The organism is Limnobacter sp. UBA7229 (genome assembly GCF_002473065.1).
GTDB classification, from domain to species: Bacteria; Pseudomonadota; Gammaproteobacteria; order Burkholderiales; family Burkholderiaceae_B; genus Limnobacter; species Limnobacter profundi.
The window spans coordinates 120089-139378 of the sequence record NZ_DKTN01000005.1 but is presented as its reverse complement, the minus strand read 5'-3'; the positions used below and the strand labels follow the sequence as shown (position 1 = coordinate 139378).

Annotated in this window: 20 protein-coding genes; all 20 read left to right on the top strand. The window is 52.9% G+C overall.

The window, feature by feature from the left end:
• The first annotated feature begins 71 nt into the window (after positions 1 to 71).
• Entirely contained in the window at positions 72 to 872 is an 801-nt protein-coding gene (locus tag B4C79_RS03510) for a TSUP family transporter (protein ID WP_291739518.1), read from the top strand.
• 749 nt (positions 873 to 1621) lie between these two features.
• Positions 1622 to 3574 carry a tRNA uridine-5-carboxymethylaminomethyl(34) synthesis enzyme MnmG gene (gene mnmG, locus B4C79_RS03505; protein ID WP_291741123.1) on the top strand — a complete coding sequence of 651 codons (1953 nt, stop codon included), beginning with the start codon at positions 1622 to 1624 and terminating at the stop codon, positions 3572 to 3574.
• The gene (rsmG, locus tag B4C79_RS03500; RefSeq protein ID WP_291741122.1) at positions 3571 to 4248 is read left to right on the top strand and encodes a 16S rRNA (guanine(527)-N(7))-methyltransferase RsmG; all 678 of its coding nucleotides are present in this window, start codon (positions 3571 to 3573) and stop codon (positions 4246 to 4248) included. Before mnmG ends, rsmG begins: the two co-directional genes overlap by 4 nt.
• A 30-nt stretch (positions 4249 to 4278) precedes the next feature.
• Complete coding sequence (locus tag B4C79_RS03495) at positions 4279 to 5055, top strand: ParA family protein (RefSeq protein WP_171101279.1); 777 nt, start codon at positions 4279 to 4281, stop codon at positions 5053 to 5055.
• Between the two features lie 21 nt (positions 5056 to 5076).
• Positions 5077 to 5958 (top strand): ParB/RepB/Spo0J family partition protein, encoded by an 882-nt coding sequence (locus B4C79_RS03490; protein ID WP_171101276.1) that lies wholly within the window; start codon positions 5077 to 5079, stop codon positions 5956 to 5958.
• Between the two features lie 148 nt (positions 5959 to 6106).
• Positions 6107 to 6439 (top strand): ATP synthase subunit I, encoded by a 333-nt coding sequence (locus tag B4C79_RS03485; protein ID WP_291741121.1) that lies wholly within the window; start codon positions 6107 to 6109, stop codon positions 6437 to 6439.
• 2 nt (positions 6440 to 6441) lie between these two features.
• Positions 6442 to 7302 (top strand): F0F1 ATP synthase subunit A, encoded by an 861-nt coding sequence (atpB, locus tag B4C79_RS03480; RefSeq protein WP_105027748.1) that lies wholly within the window; start codon positions 6442 to 6444, stop codon positions 7300 to 7302.
• A gap of 59 nt (positions 7303 to 7361) precedes the next feature.
• Positions 7362 to 7604 carry a F0F1 ATP synthase subunit C gene (gene atpE, locus B4C79_RS03475; protein WP_008247085.1) on the top strand — a complete coding sequence of 81 codons (243 nt, stop codon included), beginning with the start codon at positions 7362 to 7364 and terminating at the stop codon, positions 7602 to 7604.
• Between the two features lie 75 nt (positions 7605 to 7679).
• Positions 7680 to 8150 carry a F0F1 ATP synthase subunit B gene (locus B4C79_RS03470; RefSeq protein ID WP_105027747.1) on the top strand — a complete coding sequence of 157 codons (471 nt, stop codon included), beginning with the start codon at positions 7680 to 7682 and terminating at the stop codon, positions 8148 to 8150.
• A gap of 24 nt (positions 8151 to 8174) precedes the next feature.
• Positions 8175 to 8708, top strand: a complete 534-nt coding sequence (locus B4C79_RS03465) for a F0F1 ATP synthase subunit delta (RefSeq protein WP_105027746.1) — start codon at positions 8175 to 8177, stop codon at positions 8706 to 8708.
• A gap of 32 nt (positions 8709 to 8740) precedes the next feature.
• Positions 8741 to 10282 (top strand): F0F1 ATP synthase subunit alpha, encoded by a 1542-nt coding sequence (atpA, locus tag B4C79_RS03460; protein WP_008247088.1) that lies wholly within the window; start codon positions 8741 to 8743, stop codon positions 10280 to 10282.
• A gap of 73 nt (positions 10283 to 10355) precedes the next feature.
• Entirely contained in the window at positions 10356 to 11225 is an 870-nt protein-coding gene (gene atpG, locus B4C79_RS03455) for a F0F1 ATP synthase subunit gamma (protein WP_105027745.1), read from the top strand.
• A gap of 38 nt (positions 11226 to 11263) precedes the next feature.
• Positions 11264 to 12655, top strand: a complete 1392-nt coding sequence (gene atpD, locus B4C79_RS03450; protein ID WP_275271713.1) for a F0F1 ATP synthase subunit beta — start codon at positions 11264 to 11266, stop codon at positions 12653 to 12655.
• Positions 12656 to 12724: 69 nt separating this feature from the next.
• Positions 12725 to 13144, top strand: coding sequence for a F0F1 ATP synthase subunit epsilon (locus tag B4C79_RS03445; RefSeq protein ID WP_105027744.1), 420 nt, complete (start codon positions 12725 to 12727; stop codon positions 13142 to 13144).
• A 134-nt stretch (positions 13145 to 13278) separates the two neighbouring features.
• Positions 13279 to 13668, top strand: coding sequence for a hypothetical protein (locus B4C79_RS03440; RefSeq protein WP_105027743.1), 390 nt, complete (start codon positions 13279 to 13281; stop codon positions 13666 to 13668).
• 35 nt (positions 13669 to 13703) lie between these two features.
• Positions 13704 to 14528, top strand: coding sequence for a metallophosphoesterase (locus tag B4C79_RS03435; RefSeq protein WP_171101268.1), 825 nt, complete (start codon positions 13704 to 13706; stop codon positions 14526 to 14528).
• On the top strand, positions 14525 to 15334 hold the full coding sequence (locus tag B4C79_RS03430) for a hydroxypyruvate isomerase family protein (RefSeq protein WP_291741115.1): 810 nt from the start codon (positions 14525 to 14527) through the stop codon (positions 15332 to 15334). Before B4C79_RS03435 ends, B4C79_RS03430 begins: the two co-directional genes overlap by 4 nt.
• Positions 15335 to 15365: 31 nt before the next feature.
• Positions 15366 to 15794 (top strand): CoA-binding protein, encoded by a 429-nt coding sequence (locus tag B4C79_RS03425; RefSeq protein WP_240605646.1) that lies wholly within the window; start codon positions 15366 to 15368, stop codon positions 15792 to 15794.
• Between the two features lie 25 nt (positions 15795 to 15819).
• Positions 15820 to 16914, top strand: coding sequence for a uroporphyrinogen decarboxylase (gene hemE / locus B4C79_RS03420; protein WP_105027738.1), 1095 nt, complete (start codon positions 15820 to 15822; stop codon positions 16912 to 16914).
• Between the two features lie 272 nt (positions 16915 to 17186).
• Positions 17187 to 19289, top strand: a complete 2103-nt coding sequence (locus tag B4C79_RS03415; RefSeq protein WP_291741114.1) for a primosomal protein N' — start codon at positions 17187 to 17189, stop codon at positions 19287 to 19289.
• The last annotated feature ends 1 nt before the right edge of the window (position 19290 follow it).

The window sequence follows — 19290 nt, the reverse complement described above, 5'->3', positions numbered from 1 at the left end:
CTGATACTCCGGAATTAGTCCTATGGCGGGCGCCCACAAGGCGCCCGTTTTCTTTTCTGCGGAATTTCTTCATGTTTGAAAACATTGAGTTGTGGGTGTTGCTCGCCTTGTGCGTCGCTGCATTTGGTGCGGGGCTGATCGATGCCATGGTAGGTGGTGGGGGGTTGATCCAGATTCCGGCCCTGTTCGGGTTAATGCCTTCCCAGGGTCATGCCACCTTGCTGGGCACCAACAAAATATCCAGCGTGGTGGGTACCACATTCGCGGCTTACAAATACGCCAAGGCCATTCAGGTTCCATGGAATGCAGTTGTGCCAGCCACGGCGATGGCGCTGATAGGCGCCTACTGCGGCGCATACATCGTGACGCAAATTTCGACCGAGGTGCTGCGTTTGATGTTGCCCTTGCTGTTGATCGCTGTGGCCATTTACACCTTTTTGCGCAAGGACCTGGGCAGTGTACATGCACCCAAGTTAGACAAGAATCGTGAACGATTCTTCGGTGCTTGCGTGGGGTTGGCAATTGGTTTTTATGACGGGTTTTTCGGCCCGGGCACCGGTTCGTTTTTGATGGTGGCTTTTGTTGTGTTCTTCGGCTTTGATTTTTTAGCCGCCACCGCAGGCGCAAAAATGGTGAACATTGCCTGCAACCTGGCTTCGCTTGCCTGGTTTGCGCCCGCAGGGCATGTGATTGTTGCTTTGGGTTTGTTGATGGCTGTGTTCAACCTGGCCGGTGCAAGGGTGGGTGCCAGTTTGGCCATTCGCAAGGGCGCCGGGTTTGTGCGTAAAGCGCTGTTGGCGGTTGTGTTTTTATTGATACTGCGCACCAGTTACGACAGTTATTGGCCATACTTGAAAGCGTGGTTTGCGTGATTGTTCCACGTGGAACATGTGGGGAAGTCGGGTTTGGCGCAATATACGGGATGCTATATGGATGATCTGAGGCTTGTGTGCTGCACCAGCTGGCCTAAGCAAGTCTTCTGATTCCGGCTTGATGCCTCTGGCTTGGGGCATGCGAAACGCGAACGCGTCTTCGCATCGACCTTTCAGGTCGCCCCGCGCTGCGAATCCGCCGGGAAGCCTCGCAAAACCGGCAAGGCGACACAGCACCCAAGCCTTGCCCTAGCTAACGAACGCAGTTTCCGTCGCTGTCGCATGCACCGTCGCCAGCGCACTCAGGCTGCAATGCCCTCGCAGCGCCGATCAAGAAAACCTGCCCTTGGTGTTGAATTCACCGTCCGTTCGGCAAGGCCGAAAGCGCAGCCCGCCCGCTGTTTAGCGGGTGCGCTTAGGGCGGTTAATCAACAACAAGGGGGTTATCAGGTTTTCTGGCGAAAGAGGGTATGCGCCTGAGCAAGCGACGTAAGCGAGGTGCGAGGTAAGGAGTCGAGTGAGACAAATGGGCGCGCGAGCAGGTGTGTACCAAAGCAGCCGATCAATCAGGAAAGTATGCGATTGAGCAACCTTGTCTGTTTTCTGTTCCACGTGAAACATGTTCACTTGGGCAAAATCATGCCGAAGCATATAATTGCGCCATTGTCGCCGAATCAAGTGTGTTTGATTTCGGCATTTGAATGTTGAATCCCATGTCGGATTCCGGCACCCAGTGCCAGGAGTGAATCATGTTTTATCCCGAAGAGTTTGATGTCATTGTTGTGGGCGGTGGTCATGCAGGTACCGAGGCCGCACTTGCAGCCGCGCGCGCTGGAAGCAAAACCCTGCTGCTGACCCACAACATCGAAACACTTGGGCAAATGTCGTGTAACCCGTCGATTGGTGGTATTGGTAAGGGCCATTTGGTCAAAGAGGTGGACGCCTTGGGCGGTGCAATGGCCATCGCTACCGACGAAGCTGGGATTCAGTTCCGTATTCTGAACAGTTCCAAAGGCCCGGCTGTGCGGGCTACCCGTGCGCAAGCAGACCGTGTTCTGTACCGCCAGGCCATTCGAACGCGTCTCGAGAACCAAACCAATTTGAGTATTTTCCAGCAGTCTGTTGAAGATCTGTTGTTGGAAGGTGATCGAGTGTGCGGTGCGGTTACGCAGATCGGCTTGAAGTTTAAGGCCAGAGCTGTGGTGCTGACGGCGGGTACTTTTTTGAATGGCAAAATCCATGTGGGTTTGCAAAATTACTCCGCTGGTCGGGCAGGGGATCCTCCCTCGATTGGTTTGGGCATGCGTCTGCAAGAAATGAAGTTGCCGCAAGGTCGCCTGAAAACCGGTACGCCGCCACGTATCGATGGCCGCAGCATCGACTTTTCAGTGATGCAGGAACAGCCCGGTGATCTGGATCCTGTGCCCGTATTTTCTTATTTGGGCAACACAGCCATGCATCCGCGGCAGTTGCCTTGCTGGATCACGCACACCAACCAGAACACCCATGACATCATTCGCGGTGGCCTGGACCGCAGCCCGATGTACACAGGCGTGATCGAAGGTGTGGGGCCACGTTACTGCCCATCGATCGAGGACAAAATCCATCGCTTCGCGGACAAGGAATCTCATCAGATTTTCCTGGAACCCGAGGGCTTGAGCACCAATGAGTATTACCCGAACGGTGTTTCTACGTCTTTGCCATTCGACGTTCAGTTGAAACTGCTTCACTCCATTAAAGGTTTGGAGAATGCGTACATCATGCGGCCAGGGTATGCGATTGAATATGATTATTTCGACCCGCGCGCGTTGAAAACCACGCTTGAAACCAAGGCCATTGAAGGTTTATTCTTCGCAGGCCAAATCAATGGTACTACGGGTTATGAAGAGGCGGCCGCCCAAGGTTTGTTGGCGGGCGTGAATGCGGCACTGATGGTGCAAGGCAGAGAGCAATGGACTCCCCGCCGTGATGAGGCGTATCTGGGCGTGCTTGTAGATGATTTAACCAGCAAGGGTGTGGCAGAGCCTTACCGCATGTTCACCAGCCGCGCAGAGTACCGTTTAAGCTTGCGTGAGGACAATGCAGATCAGCGCCTCACGCCAATTGGCCGCAAGCTCGGTTTGGTCGATGACACCCGCTGGAAGGCTTTTTCAGAAAAGCGGGAGTCAGTGGAGCAGGAAAAGCAGCGTTTACGTTCCACGTGGATCAATCCGAAAATTGTGACCCAGGCCGAGGCAGAGCGAGTGCTGCACAAAGGAATTGATCGCGAGTACAACTTGTACGACTTGCTTAAACGCCCGGATGTCAGTTATCACGATCTCAGCACGCTGAGTAAAGAGAATGGCGAAATGGCTTTGAGCAATCCTTTGCAACAGGGTGATTTGGTTTCTCAGTTGGAAATCGAGGTGAAGTACGCCGGTTATGTGCTGCGCCAACAGGCTGAAGTAGAGCGTGGTGCGGGCAATGAATCAATCCGACTCCCAGCGGACTTTGATTATTCGGGTGTAAACGGTTTGAGCAAAGAGGTGCAGCAAAAGCTGAATACCCAGAAGCCGGAAACCATTGGTCAGGCTGGTCGTATTCAAGGTATTACACCCGCAGCCATTTCCTTGTTGCTTGTTCATCTAAAGAAACGTGATTTGCTGAATCGAAGTGCCAATGCCGATAAGTCTTCCGGTGGAACCACGGAGCAAGTGGCTTGAATTCACTGCACCGAAAACCAAAGTCTGAAATCCTGGGGGTTTCAGATCAGGCACTGTTGGAAGAGGGGATCGCCAGTCTACGTTTGGGGTTGAATTCAGACCAGCATGCGCAGCTTTTCAAGTATGGCCAACTGATTCAGAAGTGGAACCGGGTTTATAACCTCACTGCCATTCGTAACAATCGGGAGTTGATCACACACCATTTGCTGGACTCCTTGGCTGTGTTGCCTGAAATCTCATTTGCTTTGCAGGCTACGACCAATCCAAGAATTCTGGATGTGGGTGCAGGCGCGGGCCTGCCCGGTTTGGTGTTGGCGATTGCGCAGCCCAGCTGGCAAATCACACTGATTGACACGGTTCAAAAAAAAGTCGCTTTCATGCAGCAGGCCATTGCCAGCCTGGGTTTGAAGAATGCGCAGGCTGTGCACGGGCGGGTGGAGGAATTCCAGGTCGACGCCCCGTTTGATCTGATTTGTTCCCGCGCTTTTTCCAGTATTGGTAATTTCATTGCACTTAGTCAGCATGTGTTGGCTGAGCATGGCCAGTTTGCCGCCCTGAAAGGGAGGGTTGAGGTGGACAGCGAAGTTCCTGCTGGTTGGCAAATTAATGCGCTTCATCCAATTGATGTGCCATTCTTGGACGAGGCAAGGCACTTGTTCATGATTAAACGCTAAAATCAAATCATTCATTCACAGGACAAGAAGATGGCGAAAGTTTTCTGCATAGCCAACCAGAAAGGTGGCGTGGGAAAAACCACCACAGCAGTGAATCTGGCTGCCGGTTTGGCCATGGCAAAACAGCGCGTGCTACTGGTTGATCTTGACCCCCAAGGCAACGCCACCATGGGCTGTGGCATCGACAAACGCAGCGTAAAACACACGGTTTATCAGGTGTTGGTGGGCATGGTGGGCGTGGCCGAGGCGACCGTTCGCGCAGAAGGCGAGTTTGATGTTTTGGCAGCCAACCGCGAACTTGCTGGCGCTGAAGTTGAAATGGTCGAGTTTGAAGACCGTGAAATCAAGCTGCGTGAAGCCATCTCCGAAGTGGATGATCAATACGATTTCATTTTGATCGATTGCCCACCCGCACTGTCTCTGCTCACCCTGAACGCCTTGTGTTGCGCCAATGGCGTGGTCATTCCCATGCAGTGCGAGTATTACGCACTGGAGGGCCTGAGTGATTTGGTCAATACCATCAAGCAAGTGTGCAAGAACTTGAACCCGAACCTGACCATTATTGGTCTGCTGCGCGTGATGTACGATCCGCGAATGACGCTTGCTCAGCAGGTTTCCGCTCAGCTGGAAAAGCATTTTGGCAACAAAGTATTTAAAACCATTATTCCCCGCAATGTGCGCTTGGCTGAAGCACCAAGCTACGGGGTGCCCGGTGTGTTGTTCGATAAAACCAGCAAGGGTGCAAAGGCCTATTTGGACTTCGCCAACGAAATGGTCGACCGACTGGGTCTTCCCATCGCCGCATAACTTAATAACCAACAAGAAGCCATGAACGCAATCAAACGCACCAAAGGTCTGGGCCGGGGCCTGGAAGCGCTATTAGGCCCTTCTGGCGACGATGCCAACAAAGACATGGGTGAGCAGGTGATGACGCTGCCTTTGGGCAAGCTTCAGGCTGGTAAGTACCAGCCGCGATCCCGCATGGATGAGTCATCCCTGATGGAGCTGGCTGAGTCCATCAAAAGCCAGGGCATCATGCAACCCATTCTGGTTCGCCCGATCGGTTCTGGTAAATACGAAATTATTGCAGGCGAGCGTCGTTTCCGTGCGTCGAAACTGGCGGGCCTGGAAGAAGTGCCGGTGTTGGTGCGTGCGGTGCCCGACGAATCCGCTTTGGCCATGGCGTTGATTGAAAACATTCAGCGTGAAGACCTGAACCCGCTTGAAGAGGCCTTGGGCGTTCAGCGCCTCATTCGCGAATTCAATTTGACCCATGAAGATGCTGCCCGTGCCATCGGTCGATCCCGCAGTGCAACAAGCAACATGTTGCGTCTGCTCAACCTGGCTGAACCTGTTCAGACCATGTTGCTGGCTGGCGACATTGAAATGGGTCATGCTCGCGCCTTGCTTGCTTTGACGGCGGCCGAGCAAATTGCCTGTGCCAATGAAGTAGTCAACAAGCGTTTGTCGGTGCGTGAAACTGAAAAGCTGGTCAATGACTGGGCCAGCGACGGCGACCGCCAAGCGGCCAAACCCAAACAAACCGCAGACGTACGCCGGCTTGAAGAAGGTTTGGCCGACTGGTTGGCCAGCGCCGTTCAGTTAAAAGCCAATGCAAATGGCAAGGGCAGTGTTACTATTAAATTCAATAATTTGGATGAGCTGGACGGCGTGCTCGAGCGCATTGGCTTTCCCAAAGAAGAGCTTTAACTTTTGCACCAAATCGGTGTGAAAAATAAGCCGTTTTCGTTTGACTAGGGGGCGTACAAACCCCTATAATCTGGCGGTTTGTCAAAAACACGTGAACCCTGCGGAAAACACGTATCCGATCAAGGTTAAATGTGGCAGCGCAGCAAATATGTGGAAAATAGTCGGGCTCCAATGGGTCGTCGGGGTGGCAGTTTGCCTCCTCATGTTGTTGGTGTCTCCCATTCACGCGCAGTCTGCCGCTTGGGGTTTTGCCGCCGTTGCGTTGCCGAGCACGTTGTTCGCCGCGCGGTTGGCCTTGGGTAGCAAAACGCCCATGGGCGGAACGTTTGTGTTTTTGACCGGAGAATTCCTGAAGGTTGGCGCAACAATCGCAATCATGTTTGTAGCGAGTCAAGTTGATCCGAACATTGTTTGGTGGTCCTTGATCCTCACAGCGATCGTCACCCTCAAAAGCTATTTTTTGGCATTTTTCTTGAGATAAGTATGGCATCTTCACCGAATGGGCTAACCCCCTCAGAGTACATCGTCCATCACTTGCAGCATTTCGCTACCGATAAGCAAAAATTTATCGTCGATTTCTCAGTGATCAACCTGGACACGATGTTTTTCTCCATCCTGTCTGGTCTAATTGTTATTCTCATGCTGCGCAAAGCAGCTTCCAAAGCCACTTCTGGCGTACCCGGTCGTTTTCAGGGTTTCGTCGAAATGATGGTGGAAATGGTCGAGAACCAGTCCAAAGCCATCGTTCATGGCGACCGCAGTTTTATCGCGCCCCTGGCACTGACCGTGTTCCTCTGGATCGTGGTTATGAACGCTTTCGACTTGGTTCCAGTTGATCTGATCCCCATGGCTTGGGGTGAATTGTTGTACGCACTCGGCTTCGCAGCCAGCCCAGGTGATCCCTACATGCGTGTGGTGGCTACAGCCGACCTGAATGGTGCCTTGGGCATGTCTCTGGGTGTGTTGGTACTCATGCTGTACTACTCAGTCAAAATCAAGGGCGCGGGTGGTTTCGTTCATGAATTGTTCTGCGCGCCTTTCGGTGCCAACCCACTGCTGTGGATTCCCAACTTTGTATTGAACCTCATTGAATTTGCCGCGAAGACCGTGTCCCTGGGCATGCGACTGTTCGGCAACATGTACGCAGGCGAATTGGTATTCATGCTGATCGCCTTGCTGGGTGGCGCTGCTGCGTTGTCCTTGGGTGGAGCATTTGCCTTCTTGGGTCACGTGTTGGCCGGAACAATCTGGGCGATTTTCCACATTCTGATCGTGTTGCTTCAGGGCTTCATTTTCATGATGTTGACCTTGATCTACATTGGCCAGGCGCATCAGGGCCACTGATCGATTTTTAGTTTTTTTGGTTTTTTTAATTTTTCATTTTTTCAATTTAAGGAGTTGTCATGACTAACGTTGCTTTCGTAGCTCTTGCTTGCGGCATTATCATTGGTTTGGGTGCGATTGGTGCCTGTATCGGTATCGCGATCATGGGTGGTAAGTACCTGGAAGCTTCTGCTCGCCAGCCAGAACTGATGAACGAACTGCAAACAAAGATGTTCGTTTTGGCCGGTCTGATCGACGCTGCGTTCCTGATCGGTGTTGGTATCGCGATGATGTTCGCGTTTGCTAACCCATTTGTTGGTTAATTTACAGCCACTTCCTTCGAACAACACCGCACGAATGTTTTAAGTCCAATTCGTGCGTTTTAGAGGAAACATGCCGTGAACTTAAACGCAACGCTGTTTGCTCAGCTCGTCGTTTTCTTCATCTTGGCGGTCTTTACGATGAAATTCGTATGGCCCCCGCTGATCAAGAGCATCGATGAGCGTGCAAAGAAAATCGCAGACGGCCTGGCCGCTGCAGAACGTGGTAAGCAGGCTTTGGCAGAAGCCGGTCGTAAAGCTGAACAGGAACTGGCTGTAAGCCGGTCTGAGAATCAGCAGCGCCTGGCCGAAGCAGAAAAGCGTGCCCAGCAGATTATTGAAGAGGCAAAACAACAAGCCGAAGTTGAACGCAAGCGAATTCTTGCGCAGGCTGAAGCGGAAGCTGCGAACGAAGCACAACGTGCCCGTGACCAGTTGCGCGATCAGTTGGCAACTCTCGTGGTGAAAGGCGCTGAACAAATCCTGAAGAAGGAAGTGAACGCCCAGGCCCACGCAGATTTGCTGAATCAACTGAAAGCGGAACTGTAAGCCTAAAGCTTAAGGAAACACAACATGGTCGAACTATCCACCATCGCCCGTCCTTACGCTGAGGCAGCGTTTGATGTTGCAAAAACCTCAAACCTGAACCAGTGGAGTGATTGGCTACAGTCGTGGTCGGCAGTCGCAAGCAACGAAGACATTAAATTGCTGGTCAGCAACCCAAAGTTGACTGACGAGCAAGTGTTGAAAGTGTTTGTTGAACTGACCAAGACACCGGCGGAAGCGCAAGCAATGAATTTTTTGGGTGCGCTTGTGGAAAATGGCCGTTTGCTGGCCTTGCCAGAAATCGCTCGACAGTTCGAAGAATTGAAGAACAGCCATGAAGGCTCTGCAGACGCGATCATCGCCTCTGCATTCCCCATGTCTGATGCTGAAGTTCAAAACGTACGTGGTGCATTGGAAAAGAAATTTGGTTCCAAACTGAACGTGACAGTTCAGGTGGACGAGTCGCTGATTGGTGGCGTTTGCGTCACTGTGGGCGATCAAATTTTGGATAGTTCGGTGCGCGGCAAACTTAACGCGATGAAGGCGGCTTTAACAGCCTAACTTGGCCCTCAAACGTAATTGGAGCAATCAATATGCAGATTAATCCCTCTGAGATCAGTGAACTGATCAAGAGCCGGATCGAAGGCCTCGGATCATCGGCCGACATCCGGACACAAGGTACGGTAGTGTCCGTGAGCGACGGTATTTGCCGCGTTCATGGTTTGTCAGATGTTATGCAAGGTGAAATGCTGGAATTCCCAGGCAACACCTTTGGTTTGGCGCTCAACCTGGAACGTGATTCCGTGGGTGTCGTTATTTTGGGTTCTTACGAGCACATTTCTGAAGGCGACATGGTCAAGTGTACCGGCCGTATTCTGGAAGTGCCTGTTGGTCCCGAGCTGCGTGGTCGAGTGGTGAATGCATTGGGTGTGCCTATTGATGGCAAGGGCCCAGTGAATGCCAAGATGACTGACGTGATCGAAAAAGTGGCACCTGGTGTTATCGAGCGTAAGTCAGTAGACCAGCCACTGCAAACCGGTGTAAAGGCGATTGACGCCATGGTTCCAGTTGGCCGAGGCCAGCGTGAATTGATCATTGGTGACCGCCAGACTGGTAAAACAGCTGTGGCGATCGACGCGATCATCAACCAGAAAGGCACTGGCGTAACTTGCGTGTACGTGGCTGTGGGCCAGAAAGCCTCCTCCATCGTGAACGTGTTGCGCAAGCTGGAAGAACACGGCGCACTGGAATACACCATTGTTGTGGTGGCTTCCGCTTCAGAATCAGCAGCCATGCAATACCTGGCTCCTTACTCTGGCTGCACCATGGGTGAATATTTCCGCGACCGCGGTGAAGACGCCCTGATCGTGTACGACGACCTGTCCAAGCAAGCTGTAGCCTACCGTCAAATTTCCCTGTTGCTGCGTCGCCCACCCGGCCGCGAAGCTTACCCAGGCGACGTGTTCTATCTACACAGCCGTTTGCTCGAGCGCGCATCACGTGTGAATGCCGAATATGTTGAAAAGTTCACCAAGGGTGAAGTGAAAGGCAAAACCGGTTCATTGACCGCACTGCCAATCATCGAAACCCAGGCTGGTGACGTAACAGCGTTCGTTCCAACCAACGTGATTTCGATTACTGACGGTCAAATCTTCCTGGAAACCGACTTGTTCAACGCCGGTATCCGTCCAGCGATTAACGCGGGTATTTCCGTGTCTCGCGTGGGTGGTGCAGCGCAAACGAAGGTGGTCAAGAAGCTGTCAGGCGGTATTCGTACCGACTTGGCCCAGTACCGTGAATTGGCTGCGTTTGCGCAGTTTGCTTCTGATCTTGACGAAGCAACCCGCCGCCAGCTGGAACGTGGTCGCCGTGTGGTTGAGTTGTTGAAGCAGCCCCAGTACGCCCCATTGAAAACATGGGAAATGGCACTGGCCCTGTTCGCAATCAACAATGGTTATTTGGATGATGTCGAGGTATCGAACGTTCTTCCTTTTGAGGTTTCTCTGCGTCAATTCATGCAGACAAGCCACAAGGACCTGATCGATCGTATCGAGCAGACTTACGAGTTGTCGAAAGACGATGAGCCAAAGCTGCACGAGGCCGTGAAATCATTCAAGAAAACTGGCGCGTATTAATCAGAGCGATCTGATTGTACCCACCGCATAACTCGGAAGGTCTCGTACCTTCCCAGTCATTGGAGGAAATACGATGTCAGGAATGAAGGAAATCCGGACCAAGATCAAGAGCGTGCAAAACACGCGAAAGATCACGAAGGCGATGGAAATGGTGGCTGCGTCCAAAATGCGCAAAGCCCAGGACCGTATGCGTTCGGCTCGTCCCTACGCGGACAAAGTTCGGAATATTTGCGCCAACCTGGCCAAGGCAAACCCTGAATACCGCCATGAATACATGGTGGCGCGCGACGAGATCAAAAACGTGGCTGCGATTGTTGTGACAACTGACAAAGGTCTGTGTGGTGGCTTGAACACCAACATTCTGCGATTGGTGACCAGCAAGTTTCAGGAGTTTGGTGCCAAGGGCGCAAAGGTACGAGCAACCGCAATCGGTACAAAGGGCGCTGGCTTCTTTAACCGCATTGGTGTTGATGTGACTTCCAAGGTAACGGGTCTTGGCGACAAGCCCCACCTTGAAGCACTGATCGGCGCGATCAAGGTTCAACTTGATGCGTACGTTGCAGGCGAAGTGGATGCTGTTTATTTGGCATACACCCGCTTTGTAAACACCATGAAGCAAGAAGCCGTGTTCGAGCAATTGCTGCCCTTGGGTGGCGACAGGCTGCAAGCCGATGAGGGTTCCACGTCGTGGGACTACATCTATGAGCCGGATGCGAAGGCCGTGATTGACGATTTGTTGCTGCGCTACATCGAAGCATTGGTGTATCAGGCAGTGGCAGAGAACATGGCTTCAGAACAATCAGCACGTATGGTTGCGATGAAGGCAGCGTCAGACAACGCCAAGAATGTGATCAGTGAACTGCAACTTACCTACAACAAAGCCCGCCAGGCTGCCATTACGAAAGAATTGGCAGAGATCGTCGGCGGCGCAGCGGCTGTGTAAGCGGATGTTCGGAACGATTTTGAATTAAGGAAATAACGATGAGTACTGCGACAAACGAAGGAAAAATCGTACAGTGTATCGGCGCGGTTATTGACGTTGAGTTTTCACGCAACAACATGCCGAAAGTGTACGACGCGCTAACCATGGAAGGTTCCGAACTGACACTGGAAGTTCAGCAGCAGCTGGGTGACGGTGTAGTTCGTACCATCTGTTTGGGTGCATCAGACGGCTTGCGCCGTGGCATGGCTGTGAAAAACACAGGCAAGCCAATTTCAGTTCCCGTGGGCCAAGGCACACTGGGCCGCATCATGGACGTGTTGGGTCGCCCAATTGACGAAGCAGGTCCAGTGACCACTGAGTCAACACGTGCCATTCACCAAAATGCCCCTGCTTTCGACGAGCTGTCACCTTCGACAGAACTGCTCGAAACAGGCATCAAGGTGATCGACTTGATCTGCCCATTCGCCAAAGGCGGTAAGGTAGGCTTGTTCGGTGGTGCGGGTGTGGGCAAGACCGTGAACATGATGGAATTGATCAACAACATCGCCAAGCAGCACGGTGGTTATTCCGTGTTCGCTGGTGTGGGTGAGCGTACTCGTGAGGGTAACGACTTCTACCACGAGATGAAAGACTCCAACGTGTTGGACAAAGTTGCACTGGTTTATGGCCAGATGAACGAGCCTCCCGGCAACCGTTTGCGCGTTGCGTTGACTGGCTTGACCATGGCTGAATACTTCCGTGACGAAGGCCGCGACGTTCTGCTGTTCGTGGACAACATTTACCGCTTTACATTGGCCGGTACTGAAGTGTCTGCGTTGTTGGGTCGTATGCCTTCTGCGGTGGGTTACCAGCCAACACTGGCCGAAGAAATGGGTCGCTTGCAAGAGCGTATTACTTCGACCAAGAAGGGCTCCATTACTTCAGTGCAAGCTGTATACGTTCCTGCGGATGACTTGACCGACCCGTCACCTGCTACAACGTTTGCTCACTTGGATGCGACAGTGGTGTTGTCTCGTGACATCGCTTCTTTGGGTATTTACCCTGCGGTGGATCCACTGGATTCCACATCACGCCAGGTTGACCCCAACATCATCGGCGAAGAGCACTACAACGTGGCTCGAGGCGTGCAGCAAACACTGCAGCGTTACAAGGAACTGCGCGACATTATCGCGATTTTGGGTATGGACGAATTGTCTCCAGAAGACAAGCTGGCCGTAGCCCGTGCGCGTAAAATCCAGCGTTTCCTGTCACAGCCTTTCACAGTGGCTGAAGTATTTACCGGTTCACCTGGTAAGTATGTGTCACTGAAGGAAACCATTCGCGGCTTCAAGATGATTGTGAACGGTGAGTGTGACCACTTGCCAGAGCAGGCTTTCTACATGGTAGGTACCATTGACGAAGCCTTCGAAAAAGCCAAGAAAATTCAGTAATCCGATTGGTGTGTCGTGCACCGGCCAAGGTGAAAACCCAAGCCGGTGCCCATCACAAAGGAAATGAGTATGTCGACAATCCGCGTGGACGTGGTGAGTGCAGAAGAATCAATCTTCGAAGGTGAAGCAGAGTTTGTAGCTTTGCCCGGAGAGCAGGGTGAACTGGGTATTTACCCACGTCACACCCCGCTGATTACACGCATCAAGCCCGGTACAGTTCGCATCAAGATTGCGGGTCAAGCTGAGGAAGAAGTGGTGTTTGTAAACGGTGGCGTGTTGGAAGTACAACCCAACGCAGTGACTGTTCTTGCAGACACAGCCCTTCGCGGCAGCGACCTGGATGAAGCCAAAGCAACGGAAGCCAAGCGTTTGGCTGAAGAGGCATTGGCCAATCGCAGTGCGGACATTGACTATGCTCAAGCACAGGCTGAATTGGCTTCCGCGATTGCACAGTTGCAGGCCATCAAGCGCTTGAGAAAAGTACGCTAAGCAGTACAAGGTTGAAAAGCCAGTGAAAAGCCACGGTGAAAGTCGTGGCTTTTTTCTTGAGCGGAACCATTGTGAAACCCTTTGGAACCTACGTGCGGGGATTCGCAACATAAATGGCAATCAAGGAGCCATTTATGTATCAGAAATTCGATGATTTGTTGAAAGACCTTCAACAGAGTCGCCCAAGCAACATGACCCCTCTGGGTCGCGTGTTCTTCTTCAACGACCAAGCCGTATTGCTGCAGCACGGGGAGATGGAAGGCATCACTTGGGTTGATATTCACATTGAATTGAAACGTTTTCGCGTGGACAGCCTGGCCGCTGCCAAGAAGGTGTTGCAAGCCAATCGCGAAATGGGCGCATCGACACCCATTCCCTCCTGGTTTGCAGTTGATCCCAAAAATGATTGCCTGGTATTCATCAATCGCCTGGACTGGCGGCATATCACCTGCAAAATTCTGGAAGACCATATTTTGCGGTGCATTGAACAAATGGGAAGTGCGTTGGCTACTGAGGGTGTGTAATCCGCTTTGAATTTTCTACAGGTTAGAATAAAGGCATGAAAATCGCCTTGTATTCTGACCTGCATCTTGAAACGATGCGCCACTTTCCCGCTTTGGCGGCTGTTCCACAACCTGCTGAGGATGTGGACCTGATGATCCTTGCCGGTGACATTCACCAAGGCACTCAGGGCTTGAATGCCCTGGCAGACTTGGGAGAGAAACAGCACATCTACGTGGCAGGCAATCACGAGTATTACAACCACGACATTGAAATTCTTGACGACCATTTGTTTGAACTGGCCGCGAAGAAGCAGTTGAATTACCTGCAGCGCACCAGCGTGGTGATTCAGGGTGTGCGTTTTTTGGGTTGTACCTTGTGGACCGATTTCAATATTCAGCCCGGTTGGCGGTTTGGTGCCGAGCTCGTGGCCAAGGCGTTTTTGCCGGATTACAAGTTAATCCGCATGCGCGGCAAACAGTTTTCCCCAAGCATGGGCATCGATTTGCACTACCAGAATATCGATTGGCTGGAGTCTGCACTGTCTTCACCGTTTGATGGAAAAACCGTGGTGATTACTCACCATGCGCCCCACCCGCAAAGTATTCACCCACGCTTTAACTTAAGCCCGATCAACGCGGCGTTTGTATCTGACCTGAGTCGTTTGATGGGCAAAGCCGATGTGTGGGTGCACGGGCACATGCATGATTCCTTCGATTACACCGTTCACAACAACGGTGGTCAAACCCGCGTGTTGGTGAATCCGCGTGGTTATGTTCGCAAAAAAGGCAAAGCGCGAAAAATGGAGCGTGGGCAAGTGCAGGTGACGCCGCAGGCTTTTGAGAATCCTTTCTTCAACCCGCACCTGGTGTTTGAAATATGAAGTTGACGGCCAACCTGAGTTGGCTTTACACCGAGTTCGATTTCCAGGACCGATTGGATGCTTGTGCACAGGATGGGTTCAGGCATGCAGAGTGCATGTTTCCTTACGATTATCCTGCTGAACTGTTGCGCGACAAGGCGCTTGAGGCTGGCGTGCAATGGGTGTTGATTAACGCACCAGCAGGTGATTGGGGCAAAGGCGAGCGCGGGTTGGCCAGTTCGCCTTCGCGGCGCGACGAATTCAAACGTTCGACAGAACAGGCAGTGAATTACGCCACGGCGTTGGGTGTGCGCAAAGTGCATGTGTTGGCGGGCGTTGTGAATTCAAACGATGAACAAAGCATGCGGGCAGCTTGGAACTGTTACGAGAAAAACTTGTTGTGGTTGGCCAGCACCATGAAAACTGAGGCAATTGACTGGTTGATTGAACCAATTAACCGGTTTGACGTGCCTGGTTACCTGTTGAGCCGCCAGGCCGACGCCCATGAACTGTTGAGTCGCTTGAACCAGCCCAACCTGGGTGTGCAAATGGACTTGTATCATTGCCTGCGCACCGAAGGCGAGGTGCTGAATGCGCTGAGCGAATACTTACCTTCTGGGCGGGTGAAGCACATGCAACTTGCTGGTGTACCCAATCGCGACGAGCCAGGGGCCAGTGAGTACGCGCCGGTGTATGCCCATTTGAAAATGTTGGGCTACAACGGGCACATGGGTTGCGAGTATCGGCCCAAGGCAGGCACCCGTGATGGCCTTGGCTGGATCCGAAGTACCGGTTTTTCAGGCACAATGGAGACCTTCGAAACTTGAGCTTGGGCGGGCAACCGCTGGAAGAATGCGCATGCAAGACGCTGAACTGAAGCAACTGCTCGAAAACACCAAAACGATCGCCGTGGTGGGTTTCTCCTCGCAGGCCCACAAGCCCAGTTTTTTCGTGGCCAAGTACCTGCAATCGCAGGGTTATCGAATTTTGCCAATTAACCCGGCTTTGCAAGGGCGGCCCAGTGGCTTGATGGGCGAAACCTGTTACCCCGACTTGAAAACAGCGATCGCGGAAACCGGTTTGAAGATTGATGTGGTGGATGTGTTTCGCCGTGCTGAACACACCCCCGATGTATTGGCCCAGGCCATGAATGTGGGTGCCGGCGCAGTGTGGTTGCAGCAGGGTATTCGCAACGACCTGGTGGAAGCCAAAGCCCGCGCGGCGGGTTTGCCCTTTGTGATGGACCGTTGTTTGAAAACCGAACACCAGCGTCTGTTTTTAGTTTGAATTTATACAAGAAGCACTTACGAACATGAGCAGTTTTCAGCCCGTCAAGAACGACACCTTTCTGCGTGCATTGCGCCGCGAAGCCACTGAGTACACCCCTGTCTGGCTGATGCGCCAGGCGGGCCGCTATTTGCCTGAATACCGGGCAACGCGCGCGAAGGCCGGTAACTTCATGGGTTTGTGCACCAACCCCGAAGCAGCTTGTGAGGTGACTTTGCAGCCGCTGGAGCGCTACAAGCTGGACGCTGCCATTTTGTTCTCGGACATTCTGACCGTGCCTGACGCCATGGGTTTGGGCCTTTACTTTGCAGAAGGCGAAGGCCCCAAGTTTGAGCGCCCGCTGGTTACTGAGGCCGATGTGGCCAAACTGGCGGTGCCTGACATTGGCACCAGCCTGCGCTATGTAACAGATGCAGTCAGCACCATTCGGGGTGCCTTGGGTGGGCGTGTGCCGCTGATTGGTTTTTCAGGCAGCCCTTGGACTTTGGCTTGTTACATGGTTGAAGGCGGTGGCAGCAGCGATTTCCGCAAAGTGAAAACCATGCTGTACAAGCGGCCAGACCTGATGCACCGTATTCTTGAAGTGACCACGGAAGCTGTGAGCCAATACCTGCGTGCGCAAATTGACGCGGGTGCCCAGGCAGTGATGATTTTTGACAGCTGGGGTGGTGCCTTGGCTGATGGCGCATTCCAGAAGTTCAGCCTGAATTACATCAAGAAAATCGTAGCCAGTTTGCCTTTGCAGGCGAACCGTGGCAGCTTCACGGAAAACATTCCCTCCATCGTTTTCACGAAGGGTGGTGGTTTGTGGCTGGAAGACATTGCATCGAGTGGTGCCAGCGCCGTGGGGGTGGACTGGACCGTGAACCTGGGCCAGGCCCGTGCACGAATCGGCGACCGTTGTGCCATCCAGGGTAACCTCGACCCCAATGTGTTGTTTGCAGAGCCAGCTCAAATTGAAGCTGAAGTGGCCAAGGCACTCGAAAGTTTTGGGGTGCCACAAGCGGGTGCAGGCCATGTGTTCAACTTGGGGCATGGCATTTCCCAATTCACCAACCCGGACAGCGTTGAAGTGATGGTGAACGCTGTACATGCCTACAGCCGCAAACAAAGGCAGTAAAAACTTGGACTTATGCACATTTTTGGCGCAAGGCAGAAGAAACGTTTTTTTGCATTGCACGACGAATGGAAAAGCAGGCAGATCAGTTAAGTTATTGTTTTAAAACAGTAAAAAAGCATTTTACAAAATTTGTACTTTACATGAATGCTCACATCCTGTAGCACACCCGTGGATTATTTCCACGGATGTCCACAAAGTTATCCACATTGACTGTTAAAAAATTTGTATTCCGTTTAATTCAAGCCAGCTAGTCCATGAACTTAAAGTAAGCTGTGAAGACAGACCCAAACAAAAACACGTCATCTAACCCGATCAAGGGACATACTTTGCTGGTGAATGTGTTGGTTGCTGCACCGCTTCCCAAAGCTTTCACTTACCAATGGCACAGTGAACACATGCCCCGATTTGGAATGCGTGTCATTGTGCCGTGGGGGCGTCAGCATCGAATTGGTCTGGTTCAGGGTGTTGCTCCTGATCAGCAATTGGCCGAGAACATCAAACCCGTGCACTCGGTGTTGGACCAAGGTGAATGCCTGAGCGCCCAGTGGCAGGCCTTGATTGAATTTGCCGCCAAGTACTACCACCATCCTTTGGGCATGATCGCGCTTGAAGCCTTGCCCAAGGCCTTGCGGGTTCTGAATGCCCGTGGAGAGGAGCCGGTGATGGTGGCCAAATCCCGAGAACATGCCATGAAGTTGCTGGCAGAGCGTACCGATCCGGACACCAGTGTCAAAGCCAACAAAACCAAAATCGACAAACTTGAAAAGCCGGAGCTGAATGCCGAGCAACTGGATGCAGTGGCACAGTTGTCCGCAGCAATGGGCTTTCAGCCCTTTCTGTTGTATGGGGTCACCGGCAGTGGCAAAACCGAGGTGTACCTGCACACGGTGGAAGAACGATTAAAGCGCGGCGAGCAGGTGTTGGTGCTGTTGCCAGAAATTAACCTGACCCCTGCAGCACAGGCTTTGTACAAAGAACGCCTGGCCCCGCACAGGGTTGTGGTAATGCACAGCAACTTGGCCGAACTGACCCGAACCAAGGCCTGGTTCGAGGCCGCTACGGGCGCTGCCGATGTGATTATTGCCACACGCCTGGGCGTGCTGACCCCACTGCCCCGACTTGGCATGATTGTGGTGGACGAAGAACACGACCCTTCATACAAGCAGCAAGACGGCATGCGTTACCATGCCCGCGATTTGGCGCTGATGCTGGCCAAACAGCGCGAGGTGCCGATTGTGCTGGGTTCGGCAACCCCTGCCCTGGAAAGCTGGTTGAAGGCCGACCTTGGGGCGTACAAGCGCTTGTGTTTGAAAAACCGGGCGGTGCTGGGTGCCAGTTTGCCAAAAGTGGAACTGATCAACACGGCCAACTTTCCGGCCAAAGAAGGATTGAGCGAGCCAGCCATGCAGGCGCTGGTGCAAAACTTCGAGGCCGGCAAACAAAGCATTGTGTTTTTGAACCGCCGGGGGTATGCGCCACAAATGGTGTGCAATGCCTGCGGTTGGGTGGCCAATTGCGACCATTGCACAGCTCATATGGTGTGGCACAAGAATGAACGCATGCTGCGTTGCCACCATTGCGGCGCTGGCCAGCGGGTGCCCACGCATTGCCCCACCTGTGGCAATCAGGACTTGACCGGGTTTGGCCGCGGAACCCAGCGCATTGAGGAAACACTGGCCGGCTTGTTGCCCACTGCAAATATTTTGAGAATTGACGCCGACAGCACCCGCAACAAAGGGCAAATGGAAGCGTTGCTACAACAGGCGCACAGTGGAGAGGCCGATGTATTGGTGGGCACACAGATGATTGCCAAGGGCCACGATTTTGCCAATGTGGCCCTGGTGTTGGCCTTGAATGTAGACGCCTCGCTGTACTCGCATGCTTACCGTGCCCCTGAACGCCTGTTCGCCCAGTTGATGCAAGTGGCCGGCCGGGCGGGGCGCCGCGCAGGCGATGCCCGCATGGTGGTGCAAACCCGTTACCCCCAGCACCCTTTGTTCGATGCATTGAAAGCACACAATTACGAAAGCTTTGCCAGTCACGAAATGCAGGCCCGTAAGGATGCACGCATGCCGCCGTTTTCCCACCAGGCCACCATTCGGGCCGACCACAAAAAGCTGGCCAACTGCCTTCAGTTTTTAAGCACGGCGAGGGAGCTGGGTGAACCTTTGGTGGATGCAGACAGCCCTGTTTTTATGTGCGACCCGGTGCCGTTGACTGTGGTTCGGGTAGGCGGTATTGAGCGGGCGCAAATGCTGATTGAAAGCGAATCGAGACCTGCGCTTCACCGGTTTTTAACCCAGTGGCTGGCGCAATTGCACGAGCTGCCCGGCAGTGTGCGCTGGTTTTTGGAAGTGGACCCGGTCGATTTGTAAG